Origin of the sequence: Moraxella sp. HMSC061H09, assembly GCF_001809255.1 — a bacterium.
GTDB classification, from domain to species: domain Bacteria; phylum Pseudomonadota; class Gammaproteobacteria; order Pseudomonadales; family Moraxellaceae; genus Moraxella; species Moraxella catarrhalis.
Genome location: NZ_KV796849.1, coordinates 238925 through 259121 on the forward strand (window position 1 = coordinate 238925; position 20197 = coordinate 259121).

15 protein-coding genes and 2 tRNA genes are annotated in these 20197 nt (G+C 42.7%); 8 read left to right on the forward strand and 9 right to left on the reverse strand.

What is annotated here, in order from left to right; translation table 11 throughout:
- The first annotated feature begins 33 nt into the window (after nucleotides 1-33).
- Entirely contained in the window at nucleotides 34-1428 is a 1395-nt protein-coding gene (locus HMPREF2573_RS05270; RefSeq protein WP_003660769.1) for an FAD-binding oxidoreductase, read from the forward strand.
- Nucleotides 1429-1615: 187 nt separating this feature from the next.
- A complete protein-coding gene (locus HMPREF2573_RS05275) occupies nucleotides 1616-2284 on the forward strand; it encodes a TerD family protein (RefSeq protein WP_003659132.1) in 669 nt (222 codons plus the stop codon).
- A 59-nt stretch (nucleotides 2285-2343) separates the two neighbouring features.
- Here the strand turns inward: HMPREF2573_RS05275 and HMPREF2573_RS05280 are convergent, their stop codons facing one another.
- From HMPREF2573_RS05280 to HMPREF2573_RS05290, 3 genes are read right to left on the reverse strand one after another with little or no spacing between them, the layout of a single operon-like run.
- Nucleotides 2344-3867, reverse strand: a complete 1524-nt coding sequence (locus HMPREF2573_RS05280) for an efflux transporter outer membrane subunit (protein WP_070472805.1) — start codon at nucleotides 3865-3867, stop codon at nucleotides 2344-2346.
- A gap of 9 nt (nucleotides 3868-3876) precedes the next feature.
- Entirely contained in the window at nucleotides 3877-7032 is a 3156-nt protein-coding gene (locus tag HMPREF2573_RS05285) for an efflux RND transporter permease subunit (protein WP_070472808.1), read from the reverse strand.
- 13 nt (nucleotides 7033-7045) lie between these two features.
- The gene (locus HMPREF2573_RS05290) at nucleotides 7046-8467 is read right to left on the reverse strand and encodes an efflux RND transporter periplasmic adaptor subunit (RefSeq protein WP_003659126.1); all 1422 of its coding nucleotides are present in this window, start codon (nucleotides 8465-8467) and stop codon (nucleotides 7046-7048) included.
- A 376-nt stretch (nucleotides 8468-8843) separates the two neighbouring features.
- Here HMPREF2573_RS05290 and HMPREF2573_RS05295 point away from each other — a divergent pair.
- Together HMPREF2573_RS05295 and HMPREF2573_RS05300 are read left to right on the forward strand one after the other, a co-directional pair.
- Nucleotides 8844-8917, forward strand: a tRNA-Cys gene (locus tag HMPREF2573_RS05295).
- 45 nt (nucleotides 8918-8962) lie between these two features.
- Nucleotides 8963-9049 (forward strand) — tRNA-Leu (locus HMPREF2573_RS05300).
- A 103-nt stretch (nucleotides 9050-9152) separates the two neighbouring features.
- On the opposite strand, the gene tsaA is transcribed toward HMPREF2573_RS05300, so the two are convergent.
- Nucleotides 9153-9869: a tRNA (N6-threonylcarbamoyladenosine(37)-N6)-methyltransferase TrmO gene (gene tsaA / locus HMPREF2573_RS05305; protein WP_003659120.1), complete on the reverse strand. Its 717-nt coding sequence runs from the start codon at nucleotides 9867-9869 to the stop codon at nucleotides 9153-9155.
- 193 nt (nucleotides 9870-10062) lie between these two features.
- On the opposite strand from tsaA, the gene HMPREF2573_RS05310 reads away from it, so the two are divergent.
- The gene (locus HMPREF2573_RS05310; RefSeq protein ID WP_003659117.1) at nucleotides 10063-10836 is read left to right on the forward strand and encodes a ferredoxin--NADP reductase; all 774 of its coding nucleotides are present in this window, start codon (nucleotides 10063-10065) and stop codon (nucleotides 10834-10836) included.
- Between the two features lie 49 nt (nucleotides 10837-10885).
- Here the strand turns inward: HMPREF2573_RS05310 and HMPREF2573_RS05315 are convergent, their stop codons facing one another.
- Nucleotides 10886-11320 carry an HIT family protein gene (locus tag HMPREF2573_RS05315; RefSeq protein ID WP_070472811.1) on the reverse strand — a complete coding sequence of 145 codons (435 nt, stop codon included), beginning with the start codon at nucleotides 11318-11320 and terminating at the stop codon, nucleotides 10886-10888.
- 116 nt (nucleotides 11321-11436) lie between these two features.
- Here HMPREF2573_RS05315 and HMPREF2573_RS05320 point away from each other — a divergent pair, with 116 nt between their 5' ends.
- The gene (locus tag HMPREF2573_RS05320; RefSeq protein WP_003660780.1) at nucleotides 11437-12087 is read left to right on the forward strand and encodes a hypothetical protein; all 651 of its coding nucleotides are present in this window, start codon (nucleotides 11437-11439) and stop codon (nucleotides 12085-12087) included.
- A 71-nt stretch (nucleotides 12088-12158) separates the two neighbouring features.
- On the opposite strand, the gene HMPREF2573_RS05325 is transcribed toward HMPREF2573_RS05320, so the two are convergent.
- Both HMPREF2573_RS05325 and HMPREF2573_RS05330 read right to left on the reverse strand, forming a co-directional pair.
- Nucleotides 12159-13406 (reverse strand): AI-2E family transporter, encoded by a 1248-nt coding sequence (locus HMPREF2573_RS05325; RefSeq protein ID WP_003659110.1) that lies wholly within the window; start codon nucleotides 13404-13406, stop codon nucleotides 12159-12161.
- Nucleotides 13407-13542: 136 nt separating this feature from the next.
- A complete protein-coding gene (locus HMPREF2573_RS05330; protein ID WP_003659108.1) occupies nucleotides 13543-15243 on the reverse strand; it encodes a BCCT family transporter in 1701 nt (566 codons plus the stop codon).
- Nucleotides 15244-15753: 510 nt separating this feature from the next.
- Between HMPREF2573_RS05330 and ilvD the strand changes: the two genes are divergently transcribed.
- Both ilvD and HMPREF2573_RS05340 read left to right on the forward strand, forming a co-directional pair.
- Nucleotides 15754-17652: a dihydroxy-acid dehydratase gene (ilvD, locus tag HMPREF2573_RS05335; protein WP_003660784.1), complete on the forward strand. Its 1899-nt coding sequence runs from the start codon at nucleotides 15754-15756 to the stop codon at nucleotides 17650-17652.
- A 125-nt stretch (nucleotides 17653-17777) separates the two neighbouring features.
- Nucleotides 17778-18182, forward strand: coding sequence for a hypothetical protein (locus tag HMPREF2573_RS05340; protein ID WP_003673641.1), 405 nt, complete (start codon nucleotides 17778-17780; stop codon nucleotides 18180-18182).
- 75 nt (nucleotides 18183-18257) lie between these two features.
- On the opposite strand, the gene hpt is transcribed toward HMPREF2573_RS05340, so the two are convergent.
- Together hpt and HMPREF2573_RS05350 are read right to left on the reverse strand one after the other, a co-directional pair.
- On the reverse strand, nucleotides 18258-18794 hold the full coding sequence (gene hpt, locus HMPREF2573_RS05345; protein ID WP_003659103.1) for a hypoxanthine phosphoribosyltransferase: 537 nt from the start codon (nucleotides 18792-18794) through the stop codon (nucleotides 18258-18260).
- Between the two features lie 93 nt (nucleotides 18795-18887).
- Nucleotides 18888-20147 carry an EstA family serine hydrolase gene (locus HMPREF2573_RS05350; protein WP_003659102.1) on the reverse strand — a complete coding sequence of 420 codons (1260 nt, stop codon included), beginning with the start codon at nucleotides 20145-20147 and terminating at the stop codon, nucleotides 18888-18890.
- Nucleotides 20148-20197: the final 50 nt, after the last annotated feature.

Consider the following 20197-nt stretch of genomic DNA (forward strand, 5'->3'; position numbering starts at 1 on the left):
GATTAGTTTTTTACCCAAAATTTTGAGAAGAGCATGAATCCACATCACGCATTTTTACAAGCATTATCAAATACTCTGCCCACTTTAAGCATCAAAACTGATACCGAATCTACCCAGCATTGGGGGCGTGATTGGACAGTGCATTTTGATACTCATTGCCAAGCAGTCATTTTTCCAAAAACAACTGAAGAAGTGTCTGTGATTGTCAAATTGGCCAATGAGCATCAAACCCCCTTAGTGCCAAGTGGTGGTCGCACTGGTCTATCCGCTGCAGCGGTGGCGACAAAAGGCGAGGTGGTGATAAGTTTTGATAAAATGAACCAAATTGGTCAGTTTTATGAAGCAGACCGTATGGTTGAGGTTGACGCTGGTGTCATCACTCAATCATTACAAGAATTTGCCAAAAATCAAGGTTTGTATTATGCCGTCGATTTTGCTTCATCAGGTTCTAGCCAAATTGGTGGCAATATCAGCACCAATGCTGGTGGTATTAAGGTTATCCGTTATGGTATGACACGAGATCAAATCTTAGGTCTCACCGTTGTTACAGGCAAAGGGGATATTTTAACTTTAAATGGCGGTATGCTAAAAAATGCCACAGGCTATGATTTTCGCCATTTATTCATCGGTGCAGAAGGAACACTTGGTTTTATTACCAAGGCGTTAATCAAACTTGAAAAACAGCCAATCAATCTAACCGCCATGGTGCTTGGCGTGACAGAGTTTAACAGTGTGGTGACTTTACTGGCTCAATTTGGTCAAGCATTGACTTTAACAGCATTTGAATTTTTTGACCAACTGGCTGTTGATAAAGTCATCGCCGCAGGTCATACCAAAGCACCCTTTGAGAGCCAAGCACCCTTTTATGTACTACTAGAATTTGAGGCCATCAATGATGATGTGCTGGATTTGGCGATGGGCGTGTTTGAGCAATGTGCCGAAGAGGGGCTAATTGTTGATGGTGTGATGAGCCAAAGTATTGGGCAACTTCAAGAACTTTGGAAATTGCGTGAAAGCATCTCTGAGACCATCTCGGCATTCACCCCTTATAAAAACGATATTTCAGTATTAATCAGCCATTTGGCAGACTTTATCAGCGATATTGAACACATCGTCACAGCCAATTATCCCGACTTTGAAATCTGTTGGTTTGGCCATATTGGCGATGGCAATTTACATTTAAATATTCTAAAACCTGCCAATTTGACCAAAGATGAATTTTTTGAAAAATGCCAAACGGTCAATACTTATGTGTTTGATACCGTGCAAAAATATCAAGGTTCTATCTCGGCTGAACATGGCGTTGGCATGACCAAAAAGCCATATCTAACCTACACACGCACCCAGACTGAGATTGATTATATGAAAGCCATCAAAGCGGTATTTGACCCCAATGGCATCATCAACCCTGGGAAGATTTTTGATTAATTGACCCAACAATCAACCTGCCCATCACAGCCTGATTGCTATTGGTGTTTTTGCTTGTATTTGTACGGTCTGTTTAGGTTTTTTGTTAAAATTGCCCCTTTTATCAACCAATCTGCATGCCAACACTTAAAACTCTGATGTGGATAAGGTATGATGAACTTTTCACTTAAATGGATAAAATTACCTTATGTCAACCAATACTCATATCTTAAAAGAATATTTTGACCCAATCAAGATTCGTGAGCATCAACTTGGTCATACTGTGACCGTGGGGGTGAGCTACCACTTTACCAGCCTTGAAAAACAAGGGCTATCTGCCTTACTTGCCAAACTGCCCTTAGTAGATGAGGCGCCTGTGGCGATGGATATTGATTTATCTTGCTTTGTTTATGATAAGGCATTTAATATCTTGGAGACGATTTGGTATGGTAATTTGCGTAATGCCAATGAATCTATTCGCCATCATGGCGATGCCTTGGTAGGTGCTAAAAGCTTTGACGATAGTCTAATTCAGCAAGAACAAATTCAAATCAAATTGGATAAATTGCTCAAAGAGGCACATCATTTGGTTTTTGTGCTGAGTAGTTATCACAATCAACCGCTACAAAAAGCCAAAAAAGGCATGCTATACTTTGGTGATAAAGAAACGCCTAAGGCATTTAGTATCAGCTTTGACCAAATCGAACCAGACTGCCAATCATTGGCGGCTTGGCAATTATCTTGTTATCGTGGAGATTGGGAGTTAAGTGCACCGATGGTCGACATCAAACTTACCAAGCTTTCTGATAAATCACTTGATACGCTCACAAATGCAGTAACAACCCACATTCAATCTGCACAATCTAAACGGTGGTAATTGATGCCCAACAACCCAATATCTTGGTTGGTATATTGGGTTGTTGGGTGATTATCAGCCTATTGGGATTTTTCGTCATCCATCAGCATGGCTGGACGCATGGCTTCACGCTGACGATTAAATTCTGTGATTTGCTCAGCAGTTAAGCTTGCACCGCCGCCCAATGCTTGGTATAGCTGGATTTGGCTGACTAACTTGGCAAGCTCAAGCTGTAGTATATTTTGCTGATTAATAAATAAAGACCGCTCGGCGTCCAGTACCGTCAGATAATTATCCAATCCAGAACGAAATCTTGCATAAGCGATATCATAAGTTTGACGGTAATTATCCTGAAGGCGAATCTGGGCATCAAGACGCAAGCCTAAAGTTGCACGCTCAGCTAAAACATCCGACACTTCTTTAAAGGCATTTTGAATGGCTTTTTCATAATCCACCAATGCCGACTGCTGAGCAACTTGCGCCATCTCATGATTGGCACGGCGACTGCCTGCATCAAAGATAGGCAAGCTAATCGCAGGCCCAAAAGACCAGCCCAAAGCACTTGATTCAAATAAGTTATTCAAACTGTTACTACTAAATCCCACATTAGATGATAAACGAATCGACGGAAAATAAGCAGCGCGTGCCACATTGATATTTGCACCTGCTGCTTTTAGGCGATGCTCAGCCTGCATAATATCTGGGCGATAATATAAAAGCTCGCTGGGCAAACCTGCACTAAACAATGTCTGTGTGGTAATATGACCCATATGCATACTGGCATCTATCGCTGGTAGTAGCTCGTTTGGTACAGGACGACCAATCAGCAGCTGTAACGCATTTTTGGCTTTTAAGATACTGGTATCTGCTGCATATACTGCCAATCGTGCTGACTCAAGTGAACTTGCTGCTTGTAGACTTGGCGACTTAGAATCAATCCCCGCTTCAAAACGCTTTTGGGTAATCATCATCGCATGTTCACGGGTTTTTAGCGTCTGCTCAGCCAACTGCCTTTGAGCCAAAGCGTGAGCTAAGTTAACATAACCTTGGGCGACGCTTGAGATGATTGAAATCTGAACGGCGTCTTTGGCGGCGTTGGTTGCCAAATATTGATGTAGTGCTTGCTGTTTTTGACTGGCAACTTTGCCCCATAAATCCAGCTCATAACCACTCATCGCAAGCCCAACATGATAATTGGTTGAAGCATGGGCATCGATACGGTTATTCGCTTGGCGTGTCACACTGGTATTTGAGCCGACTTGTGGCACGCTGCCAGCTTCGGTAATTTGATATTGAGCACGGGCTGATTGCACGGCTAAGACCGCAGATTGCAAGTCTTTGTTATTTTGTAAAGCAAGCTCAATCAAAGCTGCAAGTTTAGGATTTGTATAAAATTCCTGCCAGCGTAGTGATGCCACGCTTGGTGCCTGCGCCACACTGATGGTGTCAGCATCATAGACTTGATAGCCATCCTTCATAGGCACATTAGGCACCGCCAAAATCGGTGCCGATGTGTCAATTTTCTTTGGAATGCTACTACAAGCTGCCATGCCAATCGCCAGCGCTGAGAGCGTCAAGATACGTGCAGTTGTAGAGATTTTCATAATCAATCCTTAAACATGTTCATGAGATTTAGCATGGGTTACAGGCTGAGCTTTTGGCTTATAGGGAAATAGCGTACGCACCCAAACATAAAACATTGGGATAAAAAATATCCCCAAGAATGTCGATGTCAACACCCCACCCAAAACCCCCGTACCAACAGCGTTTTGACTGCCTGAACCTGCACCTGTGGCAATATATAGTGGCACAACACCCACACCAAAAGCAAGCGAGGTCATGATGATTGGACGCAGACGCATACGCGCCGCCATCATGATTGACGCTTTGAGCGTTTGACCAGATTCTTGGATTTCTTTGGCAAATTCAATGATTAAAATGGCATTTTTTGCCGATAAACCTATCACAGTCAATAGGGCAACTTGTAGGTATACATCATTAGCAAGCCCATGGATTTTTGTGAGTAATAAAGAGCCAATTACCCCCAAAGGAATGACCAAAATGACCGCAAAAGGCACAGACCAACTTTCGTACAGTGCTGCCAAACACAAGAAAACCACCAAAATTGATAAGGCATATAGTATTGGTGCTTGACCCCCTGATTTTTGTTGCTCAAGCGACAGACCTGTCCACTCAAAATCAATGCCAGCAGGCAGCTGTGATGCCATTTGTGCCATCGCCTCCATGGCATCGCCTGTACTCACACCTAGGGCAGCACTGCCAGTCAACACCATCGAAGACACACCATTATAACGCGCCAAACTTGGGCTGCCATATTCCCATTGACTGCCAGAAAAAGCACCAAAGCTCACCATCTCACCAGATTGATTACGCACATACCAGCGATTGATGTCCTCAGGCACCACACGGCTGTCTGGCTCACCTTGGATGTAGACTTTTTTGATGCGTCCACGATCAATGAAATCATTCACATAGCTGCCTCCCCACGCTTGTGCAATGGTATCATTGATCGCTGTCAAAGGTACGCCATAAGCGGCTGCTTGTGCCTGATTGATGTCAACTTTTAGTTTGGGTGCATCCTCTTGACCACCTGGGCGAATCGAGGCAATCGCTGGATTTTGCATCGCCATACCCATCAGCTGATTGCGTGCATCCAGCAGGGCTTCATGACCTACACCGCCAACATCTTTTAATTGTAAATCAAAGCCGCTGGTATTACCAAAGCCTTGGATTGGCGGCGGTGCGATTGGAAAAATCAGACTTGCCTCTGGGATCATCATATTCATCACCATTGCTCGGCGTGCAATACTTTGAGCGGTATTTTCACTGCCTGCTCGCTCATCCCAGTCTTTGAGTTTGATAAATGCCATACCAGAATTTTGGCCGCTGCCCATGAAGCCAAATCCAGAAATCGTAAACACCGATTCGATGTTATCCGTTTCTTTATCATGATAATAATTTGCCAGTTTATCCATCACCGCATTGGTCTTATCAAGTGTTGAACCTGCTGGCAGTTGCACCAAAGTCATGACCGCACCTTGATCTTCTTCAGGTACAAATGAGCTTGGCAGTCGCATAAAGATCAATGCCATAACCGCCACAATGCCAGTATATACTGCTAAATACGCCAATTTTGAGGCATAAGTTTTACCAATAAAGTTTTCATAACGACGACTGGTTTGATAAAAAAAGCGGTTAAACCAACCAAAAAATCCTGTTTGAATGTTGATATCTTTATGTGCTTGACGCTTTAAAATGGTCACACACAAAGCTGGTGTAAACACAAGTGCAATAAATGCAGACAGTGCCATACTGGTCATCAAAGTAACCGCAAACTGACGATAAATCACGCCTGAGGATCCACCAAAGAAAATCATCGGTACAAAAACCACCGATAAAATCAGTGCAATACCAATAACAACCTTACTAATCTCACGCATCGATTGAATGGTGGCATCCATCACTTGGATAGATGGATTTTCTTCCAAAATCCGCTCAACATTTTCAACAACAATGATCGCATCATCCACCAAAAGACCAATGGCAAGTACCATCGCAAACATGGTTAAGATATTAATACTATACCCAAACACCGATAATACCGCAAAAGTCCCTAAAATGACCACTGGCACTGCCAAAGTTGGAATGATTGTCGCTCGCCAGTTTTGTAAAAATAAGAACATCACCAAAAAAACCAGTACAACTGCTTCTAACAGCGTATATACAACTTGTGTAATTGACAGTTGAACAAATGGTGTTGTGTCATAAGGCACGACCATTTTTAGGCCTGTTGGGAAATTTTGCGACAGCTCATCTAATCGCACGCCCACCGCTTCACGCACCTCAAGTGCATTAGCACCTGGTGCAAGCATAATGGCAAGGCCTGATGCTGCTTGACCGTTATACTGAGCTCTAAATTGGTAATTTTCACTACCAAGCTCGACACGAGCAACATCTTTGATGCGTACTTGAGCGCCTGCAGTATCTGTTTTTAATAAGATATCTTCAAACTGCTCTGGTGTTTGCAGATAGCTTTGTACGCTGACGGTCGCATTAATCACCACACGGTCAGTATTGGTTGGCAAAGTGCCTAATTGTCCTGCTGAAACCTGAACATTTTGGGATCTGATGGCAGATGAGACATCTGACGGTATCAAGTTGTAGGCACGCAATTTGGCAGGATCAAGCCAAATACGCATGGCATAAGATGAACCAAACACATTAGTACCACCGACGCCCTCCACACGGCTGATAGGATCAACAATACTGGTTGCAACATAGTCGGCAATATCTGACTGATCCATACTGCCATCTTCAGACACAAAAGCTGTCACCATCAAAAAATCGCTGGCAGATTTTTCAACATTCAAACCCGTGCGTTGTACTGTTTCAGGCAATGAACTCATGGCAGATTGTAATTTATTTTGTACTTGTACTTGGGCAGTATCTGGATCAGTGCCATTTTCAAATGTTAAAGTCACAGAGGCAGACCCTGCCGCTGATGAATTTGATGACATGTACATCAGTCCATCAATCCCTTTCATCTGCTGCTCGATGATCTGCGTGACCGAGTTTTCAACCGTCTCAGCATCAGCACCTGGGTAGACGGCACGCACCTTTACTTGAGGCGGTGCAATTTTTGGGTATTGTTCAATCGGCAAATTATTAATTGCCAAAATACCGACCAGCATGATGAGAATTGCAATCACCCAAGCAAAAATCGGTCTATGTATAAAAAAACGAGACATGCTATACCTTTATTTACTTGGTTTCGTCAGCAGCGTTCATCGCAGCTTGTTCTTCGGCGGATAAGTTGGCAACCGTCGTATCACTTTGTGGTCTTGCCATTGGAATGTTTGAGTTAACAGTACTTGGTTTAGAAGGCGGTGGCGTGCTGATATCAGCATTTGCTTCACTGCTGGCAGCTGGCAGTTCTCGCACATTAACCTCTTGGTCTGGCTTAACTTTACTGCCGCCAATAATCACAACACGATCACCAGAATTAATACCACCTGTTACAATCCAATTACCATGATAAGTACCTGCTGTCGTTACCGTGCGAATCTCGATTTTGTTATCTGCGTTAACGATATAAACTTGGGTTTCGCCTTTTGGTGTACGCATGATCGCTGATTGTGGCAATAAAGCTGCTTCATGCACCACACTTTGAATTAAGCGAGCATTAACAAACATACCCGGTATAAGCTTACCATCAGGATTTGGGAACACAGCGCGTAAGGTCATGTTGCCCGTGGCTGTATCCACTTGTGCATTGGCAAGCAATAATTGTCCTAAGATTGGATAAGTTTGACCATCTTCAAGCACCAGTTGAACATCTGCACCGCCTTGACCTACTTGACCAGACTCAATCTGTTCACGCAATCTTAGCATTTGGGTTGAAGACTGGCTGATGTCCACATACACTTCATCCAACCGATTAATTGTCACCAATGGTGTTGGCTGATTGGCGGATACCAGTGCACCTGCTGTCACCGCTGAGATGCTCGTTACACCACTGATGGGTGCCTTGACAATGGTACGACCTGCATCCAGTTGGCTTGCGTTTAGATTGGCGCGTGCACTTTGCACGGATGCTGTTGCACTGTGAATATTAGCATCTGCCTGCGCAACTGCCGCTCTGGCAGCCAAAACATTCGCTTCAGCGGTTCGCATGGCGGTTACTGCTTGGTCAAAAGCTTGACGAGAGATCGCCTCAACCTCCAATAAGCCCTCAAGTCGCATGACATCTGCCCGTGCCTGAGCCAAATTGGCTTCTTGAGCGGCTAAATTTGCTTGAGCTGATGCTCGTGTGGCCTCGGCATTACCGACAGCCGCCTCAGCGTTTTGAACCGCTGCTTCACCTGCTTGCACTTGGCTGGTATAGCTATCGACATTAATCCGATATAAAGGCTGTCCTGCCTGCACCATACTACCTTCATAGAACAGTACTTCATCAATAATGCCCGTCACCTGCGGGCGAACCTCTGAAGTCTCAATGGCGGCAACACGCCCTGCAAAACTTTGAATCACTGGCACAGTTTCGAGCATAATGGTTTGAACATCTACCGTCGGATTTGGCATTTGTTGCTGCACGCTGGTATCGTCCTGTTGACTGCACGCCGTCAGCACGCCCATACTGGTCATCAGCCCAATGACCAGCACTGCTGTTAGATTTAATTTCATGATAACCCACTTTAAACTTTAAAACTGAATGAATAATTTTATGGATCTGCTAACTTGGTATTGATAACCATAACTGCCATAACCGCAAAATTCTCTTAGACACAAAATCAAGCAAACCCTTAAAAACCACCCTATCTTGGCTAGGATTTTCCTAACATTTAAGGACAAATATAAAATAACCAAATTTCTTATTATAGCTGATTTTAACGCCAAAACAGTGAGATTTTTTTGAGATATTTTGGGTAAGTTGTCAAATTTGTGTCTTGCAATTGATACTTTTTTATGAGCAATGACATAGACTTGGCACATTTTTGAAAATTTTTAAAAATTTTGCTTGTAATTTTAAAAATTTTTGGTAAGATAGCATCACTTGAATGGCTGGATGGCAGAGTGGTCATGCAGCGGACTGCAACTCCGTGTACGCCGGTTCGATTCCGACTCCAGCCTCCAAAGTAATTCAGCAAAGACCTAAAGCATACTTTTGCAAAATGCTTTGCCCGAGTGGTGAAATTGGTAGACACAAGGGATTTAAAATCCCTCGCTCTTACGAGTGTGCCGGTTCGAGTCCGGCCTCGGGCACCATCATTATCTTTGGTATTACCAAATTCAACAAATAACCGCTAAATCTGATTGGGTTTTAGCGGTTTTTTTGAATTGTGCAATTATTTAGGGTGATGAATGCATTTTAAGACCCAATCAAGCGAACCCCAACAATCATAAGCACGCCTGTCTCATTCATCAAAAAATCCACATCCACGCCATCATAACGCAAAGCAAAAATGGTGCCCACCTCATCTTGACGGTAAGCAGGTCTTGGGTCTTGAGCGATAAGACCTTGGATAATCTGAACATCAGCATCCTCTAACACACCTTGCCTAATAAGCCCATCAAACACCTGTTTAGCCTTGGTATCTATGGCAGTTTTACGCATGGATGGCGTGTCTATCTGCTGACTGATGGCATCGGTGATACTATCAGAAAAAGCCAAATAAGGCTTGATATCAAAAATTGGCGTACCATCCGCCATATCTGCGCCAATGATATACAGCCTAACTTTATGATTAATCACCTCAAGACGCTCTAGACGGACTACCGACAACCCCAAAGGTGAAGGTCGATACATGCTGCGGGTTGCAAAGACGCCCATTTTAGCATTACCGCCAAATCTTGGTGGCCTCACTTGTGGACGAAAGTTAGCTTGGGGTCGATTATGATGAAACTGCCAAATAATCCACAAGTGGCTATAATTTTCAATGCCCTCAAAAGCAGCCACATTATCATAAGGTGGCACAAATTCAATATGACTGGATACTTGAACAAGATTGGGCTGTCTTGGTATGCCAAATTTTTGCGTTAGGGGTGAATGATGGTAACCAATAATGGGAAAAGTTATCATAGTCATAGAGAATTTTTCTTATTTGTGCTAAAATTTTTTCGTTTATGTAAAACTGGTTTATGCTAAAATAAAGGCTGCTTATTCCAAAATTACCCTAAAACAACTGGGTAAAATTCATTATCATACAAAAAATAATTATCCCATCGGCTGCTGTAATCATCTGCCGATACCAAAACATCATCACAATCAGAGAAATTTTATGTCAAAGTTTATCACAGAAACCGTCACTTATGTACATCATTGGAATGACAGTTTATTTACCATCAAGACCACCCGTGGCGATAGCTTGCGTTTTCGTAATGGTGAATTTGCCATGATTGGTATCATGGTTGATGGCAAACCCTTGGCGCGTGCTTACTCGATTGCCAGCCCAAACTGGGCAGAGGAGCTTGAATTTTTTTCAATTAAAGTGCCCGATGGTCCGCTGACTTCTCGCCTGCAACACATTCAAGTTGGTGATGAATTATTAATCAGTAAAAAACCGACTGGTACTTTGGTGCTTGATGACTTATTACCTGGTAAACATTTGTATATGCTTGCCACAGGCACAGGACTTGCACCATTTTTATCATTGTGCCGTGACCCTGAGGTATATGAGCGTTTTGAAAAGGTGATTTTGGTACATGGCGTGCGTCATGTCAATGATTTGGCTTATCGTGATTTTTTTGAAAATCAGCTACCAAATGATGAGATTTTTGGCGAATGGATTCGTGAAAAATTCATCTACTACCCTACCGTCACTCGTGATGAATTTCATCATACTGGTCGTGTCACTGATTTGATAAAATCAGGCAAACTGTTTGATGACATTGGTTTACCAGTGATGAATAAAGACGATGACCGTGTGATGATTTGTGGCAGTATGGCGATGAATGCCGATACTGCTGCCATCTTAGATGAGCTTGGTCTGACGGTGTCGCCCCGTATGGGTGAGCCTGCCGATTATGTCGTTGAACGCGCGTTTGTTGGTTAATTAACTTTCATCAAAAAAGCCAAATCCCAAGGATTTGGCTTTTTATTTTTTAATTAATTGCCTCGGATAATTGTGCAGCTAATTGTGCCAACTCATCTGGATTGGCAGATACCGATTCATGTTTGGCTTCATGTTTGGCAATGTCACTAAAGTGTGCTGGCACAAGATGCATATGATAATGCAGCACTGACTGACCTGCTTCAGGGTGATTTATCTGCACTTGAGTGATGCCTTGTGTTTGTAGAACTTGCCTTTGCGCTTTCATGACTTTTTGAGCGGTGGCAATGACCGCTTGAACATATTGTAATGGCAAATCCGACAACTCAACTGCTGGATACTTTGGAACGACCAACACATGCCCAACAGCCACTGGCATGATATCCATGAATGCCAAAGTCTGATCATCTTCATAGACCCGATGGCAAGGCAACTCGCCCCTTAAAATCTTAGCAAAAATATTACTATCGTCATAATGCGTTGTCATAATATCCTCCTGAGTTAGTGATATGGTCACCTTATTTTAGCACAGCTTGGCTGGTATTTGCTCGGATTTTGTCGTAAATTTATGCTATAGTATGGGTTTTAAGATGATGCACTAAGATGAACAAGACCGATAAAACTTTAATTTTACTACAAAATATTTTTAATGATACAGGTTTTACCTTTCGTATCCATAATGTTAAACTGGCTCAGTTAACCATTGATTTTGATTTACCGCAAATGTTTTTAGCACATTATGACCAATTGGCTGATGAGTTAAAAGCACGCATACCTCTCACCCCCCAGCTTTTAAAGCACATGAATACACCGATGACCGCCGATGAAGCAGAAAAATTGCTTGGGCTGCCACATGCAAGCATCGCCAAAGCTTGGCATATCAAACTAAAAGGTACGGCAGTGATTGCATGTGATGCATTATCGTTGGCAATTCATACTCACTTTACCAATACTGCCAAACCCGCCCAAGTTGCCTATGGTGATAAACAAACACTCATCCATCAAGAAGCGGCCCGCTGGCAGATGACAGGTAATGTGAATGTCTTATTTAAACATACAAATTACGATTTGGTGAGCATTGATTTGGAAGATAACATACTGACAATGCATGCACAAGGCGGTTATATACGCCTACCAAATAGCCATTCATTAGCCACAACCCATGCAATCAATACCCTAAAGCATACCAATCTTGATGCCATTGGTTATTTAAATGATGCAATCATCGAAACCATCACCGCAGCCCAACGATAAGCTATTTTTATAAGCCCTAGCTGACAATGAATTTTTAATAACCAGCATAGATATGCCTAATTATTCATTGATTATTCTGAGAGATTATCTTTGATTTGAGCGGCTTTGGCTTGTCTTTTTTGACGCATTAACTGTAAGCGACGCTTAAGCGATGGGTTTTCTTCAATAGATTGCTTTTTTTGATAAGCTTCCCAATCACCAAAGGGGTCAGCCTGCATTTGGCTTTCATTTTGATCCAAAATACGCACTGCATAATCGCCTAAAGTAAATTTAATGTACAACACCTGAACCCAAACAATTACCATAACCATCAATGGTGTTGCCAAAGCAATGCCCAAAATGCCTGTGATTGAACCCATAATAACCTGAGATAACAGCAATGCCACTGGTGGCAAATCTACCATACGATTTTGGACAATCGGTGAGATGACATAGCTTTCAAGCTGCTGCACCACAACAATCATCAATGCCACCCATAACAACATTTTTGGTGAGACAATTAAAGTTAATAATAAAATCGGTATGGCTGATAACCAAGGGCCCAAAACAGGCACAAAGTCCAGTAAAAAGGCAATAAATCCCAAGGCTAAGGCAAAAGGAATGCCCATCAACCAAAGTGCTATCCCTGTGGCAATGCCAACAAACGCCATCACAACCAGCTGCCCTAATAACCACTGCTGCATAGAACGATAGCTACGGTCTAACAAATATTCTGCCTTATCTCGGCTGTCTTTTGGTACCATCGCCACAAAGCTTCGGCGATAAACAGATGGAGAAATTGCCAAAAATAGTCCAATAATTGTAATTACGACCAAAGTTCCCATACCGCTGACCATACCGCCCAAATAAGTTGGTAGATACGCCATCGCACCATCACTAAACCGTGTCAAAAATTGCTGCGGATTATCTCTTAGCTCTCTTGCCCATTCCAAGCCTGCCAGCCATTCATAAACAGCAGGATGGGTTTGTAAATACTGGGTTAAATATTGGTTCATATATTCAAATGCTTGTGGCACCAATAATTTTAAGTTTTCTAGTTGAAGTGCCAACTCATGCCCAAACAGTGCCGCCAAGGTGGACAAAACCCCCACAAGCCCCATCAAAACCATTGTTAATAAAATACCATGTGGTAGTTTTTTGAGATATTGACCAACCCAAGGTATCAAAGTTAGATATTCAACCAAACTTAACAGCCAAACCGCCATTAAAATTGAAGCAAAAACAATCAGCCAAACATGTATTAAATAATAAAAACTCAGTAGCATCAAGACGACCGCTACCGTCATAAAAATAAACGACTTTTGTTCTTGTGTATTCATAGATTTGCCATTAGACTTTATTTACTAAAGTTTTATTCATCTTTAAAATTGTGTTTATCATATCATCATTCATCAACATAAAAAAGGCGGCTTGATGTCTTTATCAAGCCGCCTTTATCAATGACTGTTATAGTGATTATGATTGAGTTGATTGGTCTGATTTAGGCAAGGGTAACGGCCCTTTTAAAAGATACTCATCGATCATTTCATTTTGAGAATTATGCTCAGCGGATTCTTCGGTGATGTACCACTGGCTATTGCGGTACAGCGTCAAGCGATCACGACCCAAACCACGCCACAGACAATACATCATCACAAAAACCACAATCGCAAACGGCAATCCTGCCACAATCGCCGCCGCCTGCAATGCACCAAGTCCACCAGCTGCCAATAAAACCGCTGCAATAATACCTTCAGAGGTTACCCAAAATAACCTTTGAATTTTTGGTGGATCTGTTTCACCGCCAGCCGTCAACATATCCACCACCAAGCTTGCACTGTCTGCTGATGTGACAAACCATAACACAATCATAATCATAATCACAACCATCAAGCCTTTGGTGAATGGGTAATGTTCAATGAATCTAAAAATAGCACTGCCGTAATCAGCTTGAACCGCTTCAACAAAACCATACGACCCAAGCATCTCCATATGAACCGCTACGCCGCCAAAAGTTGTAAACCATAAAAATAAAAGTAGCATCGGCACAAACAGCACCCCAAATAAAAACTCACGAATGGTACGACCTCGAGAAATGCGCGCAATAAAAATCCCCACAAATGGCGACCAACTTACCCACCATGCCCAATAAAAGATGGTCCAAGATGATTGCCAATCTGTATCAACATAAGCTTCATTCCAAAGCCCAAGCGTAATCAGATTGCCTGCATAGTTGCCAATATTTTCAATAAAGCTGTCAAAAATAAACCGTGTTGGACCTGCCAAAATCATAAAAGCAAGCATCGCCAAGGTAGCTAAGATGGTAATATCACTTAAGCGTTTTACGCCCTTATCAAGCCCCGCCATCACCGACAGTGCCGCACATACCGTAATCCCAGCGATTAATCCTAGTTTTAGTGTTAAACTTGGTGTCACGCCCCATAGTTGTGCCAATCCTGTCTCAAGCTGCATTACGCCAAGACCCAAAGAGGTCACCACACCAAACATCGTGCCAAATACCGCCAAGATATCAACCGTATGACCCCAGCCACCATAAATGCGTTTACCAATCAATGGAAATAATACCGAACGCACAGACAGCGGCAATCCTCGGCGATAGTGAAAATATGCCAAAGATAATGCAACCACCGCATACACTGCCCACGCATGTAGCCCCCAATGCAAAAATGAAATTTGCATCGCTTCAACGGCTGCATTAACCGTCTCAGGTTCGGCTCTAGGCGGTGCGGCAAAGTGATATAAAGGCTCAGCAGTACCCCAATATAAAAGCCCAATGCCAATACCTGCTGAAAATAGCATGCCAATCCATGAACCAAAACTGTACGCTGGCACTTCGGTTTGATGCCCGAGCCGAATATCACCATAGCGACTTAATGCCAAATATACACAAAATGCCAAAGCAAGATTCATCAAAATCACCAGCCCAAAACCAAAATTTTGGCTGATAAATTGCTGCATTTGTCCAAATACTTGCCCTGCTTGTTCACTAAATATCGCACCATACAGCATAAATGCTATGACCAAAAAAGCAGAAACGGCAAAGACAGGGACGCTAACCTTTGGAAAAACACCAAACCGACTTATCTTAACGCCTTGATTCATAATTTGTATGTCTTTATGATTTTTTTGATGAGAAGGTGGTTGTGATGCACTCATAAGCCCCTCAATTTTTATAAAATTTTAATTAATTTATTAAATTAATTTAATTAATATACTGTGATTATTCAGTTTAATAAAATGTATCAATGATAAATCATTGATATTTTGGGACATAAGCCTAACAAGAATACCGTTTTATTGCAAATTTTGTGAGATATTATTACCCAAATTTATTACCTAATTTTGAGCAAATCCTTACCAAATAAAATCAATAAAATTTTGTTTTTATAACAATTTTTTAAGTTGGGCGTGTGTATTTGGTTTACATGTTTGGCTTTTGTAATTTTATGATATAATCTCATAAATATCATTTGATAAATCAGCCAAAAAAGCAAGGCAAAGTGAATAAGCTACTATTAATAACTAATAGTTATGTTTATTACAAAAAGTCAAACAACTTTTTGTAATAAACAATGCTAAAATAGCAAAAATTAGCCAAATTATGGGCTGCATAAAAGGTCAACGCTGACAATCAAGCAACCCAAAGCCATCAAATAAGGAATATGTATGCCAATTTATCGCTCAAAAACTTCCACCGCAGGTCGCAACATGGCAGGGGCTAGGGCTTTGTGGCGTGCCACTGGCATGACCGATGCCGATTTTCAAAAACCCATCATCGCCATTGCCAATTCCTTTACCCAATTTGTTCCGGGGCATGTGCATCTTAAAGACATGGGGCAATTGGTCGCTCGTGAGATTGAAAAGGCAGGCGGGGTGGCAAAAGAGTTTAATACCATCGCTGTTGACGATGGCATTGCCATGGGTCATAGTGGCATGCTCTATAGCCTACCAAGCCGTGACTTGATTGCTGACAGCGTAGAATATATGGTCAATGCCCATTGTGCTGATGCTTTGGTGTGTATCAGTAATTGCGATAAAATCACCCCCGGTATGTTGATGGCGGCGATGCGTCTGAATATTCCGACGATTTTTGTCTCAGGTGGACCGATGGAAGCTGGCAAAGTACTCGCCAGCACTTTGGTTGATGGCAGTAATGTGCATGAAACGGTGGTCAATGACCAAGGGCAATCCATTCGCAAACTTGACCTTGTTGATGCCATGATTGACGCAGCAGATGATTTGGTCAGTGATAGTGATGTGCAAACGGTAGAAAACTCGGCTTGCCCCACTTGTGGCTCTTGCTCAGGCATGTTTACCGCCAATTCCATGAACTGTTTGACCGAAGCGTTGGGGTTGTCATTGCCTGGTAATGGCTCACTGCTGGCAACCCATACCAAGCGTAAAGAGCTGTTTTTAAAGGCGGGGCGAATGATTGTTGAGATTACTAAGCGTCATTATGAACAGGGTGATGACAGTGTTTTGCCACGCTCAATTGCCACCAAATCCGCCTTTGAAAACGCCATGAGCTTAGACATCGCCATGGGCGGGTCAACCAATACCATTTTGCATCTGCTGGCAGCAGCCAATGAAGCGGGCGTGGCATTTAAGATGGCAGACATTGACCGTCTGTCTCGCTTGGTGCCTTGCTTATCAAAAGTTGCCCCTGCCACCCAAAAATACCACATGGAAGATGTGCATCGTGCTGGCGGTGTGATGGGCATATTGGCAGAGCTTGACCGTGCAGGATTATTAGATACCAGCCTGCCCACCGTACATAGCCCCACCCTAAAAGACGCATTGGCAACTTGGGATGTAATGAATCCTGATAATACGCAAGCTCGTGCTTTATACATTGCCGCCCCAGGTGGCGTACGCACCACCCAAGCCTTTAGCCAAAACAAAGAGTATCCAAATCTTGACTTAAACCGTGAAAGTGGCTGTATCCGTGATGTGAAACATGCCTATTCACAAGATGGCGGTTTGGCGGTGTTATTTGGCAACATTGCTGAGCGTGGTTGTGTGGTAAAAACCGCAGGTGTCGATGACAGTATTTTGACATTCACAGGCAAGGCGCGTGTGTTTGAAAGCCAAGATGATGCCGTTGAAGCCATTTTGGCAGACCAAATCATTGCAGGTGATATTGTCATCATTCGTTATGAAGGTCCAAAAGGCGGGCCGGGCATGCAAGAGATGCTCTACCCCACCAGCTACCTAAAGTCTAAAGGGCTGGGTAAAGCGTGTGCATTATTGACCGATGGGCGTTTTTCAGGTGGCACATCAGGCTTATCCATTGGACATGCCAGCCCAGAGGCCGCTGAAGGAGGTGCGATTGGTTTGGTCGAAGATGGCGACACCATTCATATTGACATTCCCAACCGCACCATCAACTTGGCGGTTGACCCCACAGAACTTCAAAAACGCCGTGAAGCGATGCAAGTGCGTGGTAAACATGCGTGGAAGCCTGCCAATCGCATTCGCCATGTGTCCCAAGCCTTGCGTGCTTACGCGGCCATGACCACCAGTGCTGACACAGGGGCGGTCAGAGATGTCAGTCAGGTGGAATAAGCATAACTTATTTAAACACTGACTGCGGTCAATCATTAAAACCAAATTCTTGCTGGATTTGGTTTTATGTTAAGATACCATTTTTTGCCAAAAACCTGTTCAGATAAGCTTATTTATGAGAGATAATGATGAAAATTTTATATGTTACCGCCACACTAATGACTGCCTTTACCCTAGCAAGCTGTGCAAGTACCCCTGAAAGCAATCCAAAAAACAGTTCTGCTAATTTAACCACCAGCTTAATCAAACATGCAGTCAAACAAACTTGCCAAACCCAGCTGACTGGTCATCAGTACTGGAAAATTGCCACCATGAAATTGTCTTCAGAATCCAAAGCCAAGATTTCAGAAACGGCATGCGGCTGTGTAGCTGATAAAGCACCTGAAGCCGTCAGCTTGACCGAGCTTACCACAGCTGCCATTAATCCAAATGCACGCACTGAAGTTGCCCAAAAAATTGTGCGACACTCGCTTAAACCTTGCATGCTAGAGACCGTCAATGCTTTTATTGTGCCAACTACCACACGCTAATCAATAAAAAACCATCTTACACGAAGATGGTTTTGGCTTTTTCATTTATCGACTTTTTCATTTATCGTAATTGACTTAAAGACCGATTTCACCGATGAATGGTAAATGGCGGTATTTTTGGTCATAATCTAACCCATAACCAACAATAAATTTATCTTCTACCTCAAAGCCACAAAACTTAACCGTCATTGGTATCTCACGGCGTGATGGCTTACTAACCAGCGTACAAATTTCAATAGAATTAGGCTCACGAGTTTGTAAAATCTCAACAACCTTTGATAAAGTACGACCCGAATCGATAATATCCTCCACAATCAGAACATCTTTACCTTGGATTTCACTGTCTAAATCTTTAATAATCTTGACATCGCCACTAGAAACGGTTGTTTTATTGATATAACTTGAGACGGTCATAAAATCAATCTCATGAGTTTTGTCAATCTGACGGCATAAATCTGCCATGAAAATGACTGAGCCTCGCAATAAACCAACCAACACCAGCTCTTTATTGCTGTCTTGATAATGTGTACTAATTTGTACACCCAATTCTTTGACTTTTGTGGCAATTTGCTCACTTGATATCATGATTGTTAAATCAAGTGGTGTACTCATAATCACTCCTAATAAAAATATTCAGAAAAATCAATTCAGACAAATCGAGCAATACACATGCAAGCACATTCATCACGCCAAAAGATGATTTTCTTAAAAATACTGTAACGCCATCTCAGATAACGCAAATTGTCGCACATCATTGAGCATGGTGGTATCAAAATTATGAATAAATGCAAAAGATAAGCGACGGCTTGGCTCACAAAAAGCAACCGACCCATTATAACCCATGTGCCCATAGCCATCAGGCACATCTTGCAGGCTAAACAATCGATGAAAACCCATTCGCCAACGCATATTTGCAGGCATCACCGCATCAAACCCATCGGTTTGTATTGCTCTCATGCGTGATACCACATCCTTTGAAATAACGGTTCGCCCTTGCCAAATACCATCATTGGCGTGCATGGCATAAATCCGTGCCAGTGCATTGGCTGAAGAGACACCGTTGGCAGCTGGTATGGTTGCCATCAACACATCAGAGCGATGATATTCTAGCCCATCTTTGGCATTTGGCATCAGAGCATTTTTATAATTGGTCAAATTCATACGAGCCGTGTCAAAGTACAAACGATTGACATGAGCGGTTGTTATTGGTTTATCGCCCAATGATGCACGCCAAAGCGGACTGGTAGGTAGATGAGTTAAGGTTTGTAATAAAGTCTCACTATCAGGCTTAAGTATCGGTTTGCGTCTGGGTGTATTTTTCTTGGGAATTTCACCAAAATAACGCTCAGGCTTGGCAATTTTATCAATTAAATCAGCATCTACTCCAAAATACAGCTCATCGATTACCCCCAACGGTTTGGCCAAATACTGATTGAGTGCCTGATTAAGCGTCATATCAGTAACACGCTCCACCAATCCACCAAGCACCCAGCCTGAAACTAAGGCACTATAAGCACTGGCATAATGATACTCTTCCTGAGATTTTGGGGTAGAGGTGGGCATGGCAGCGATACGCTTTAGCATCTCATCCCAATCCAGCAATACCTCAGCATCAGTTGTAACCACGCTGATATTAAATAATCCTGCAGTATGCGATAAAACATCTTTTAAGCGAATGTCGGTTTTGCCATTTTGAGCAAATTCATGCCAGTATTGGCTTATGCGTGCTTCATAATCCAATAAGCCTTCAGAGACAAGCACGGCAATTAAAGTTGCCATCACCCCTTTGCCGATTGAAAAATTCACCGATAAAGTTTGTGATGACCATGGCAAATTTGGTAATGCAAGCCCTGTGGCGGTATTAACCACCTCTTGACCATCTTTATAAATGACCAATGCCCCGCCAGCAGGTGCATCATCAAATTGTAGTGCTTGTAGCACCTGTGTAAAGTCTTCTTCAAGCATCGCTATCATCGTTGTTAATTTTTATGAACCCAAGTTTTTATGAACCCAAG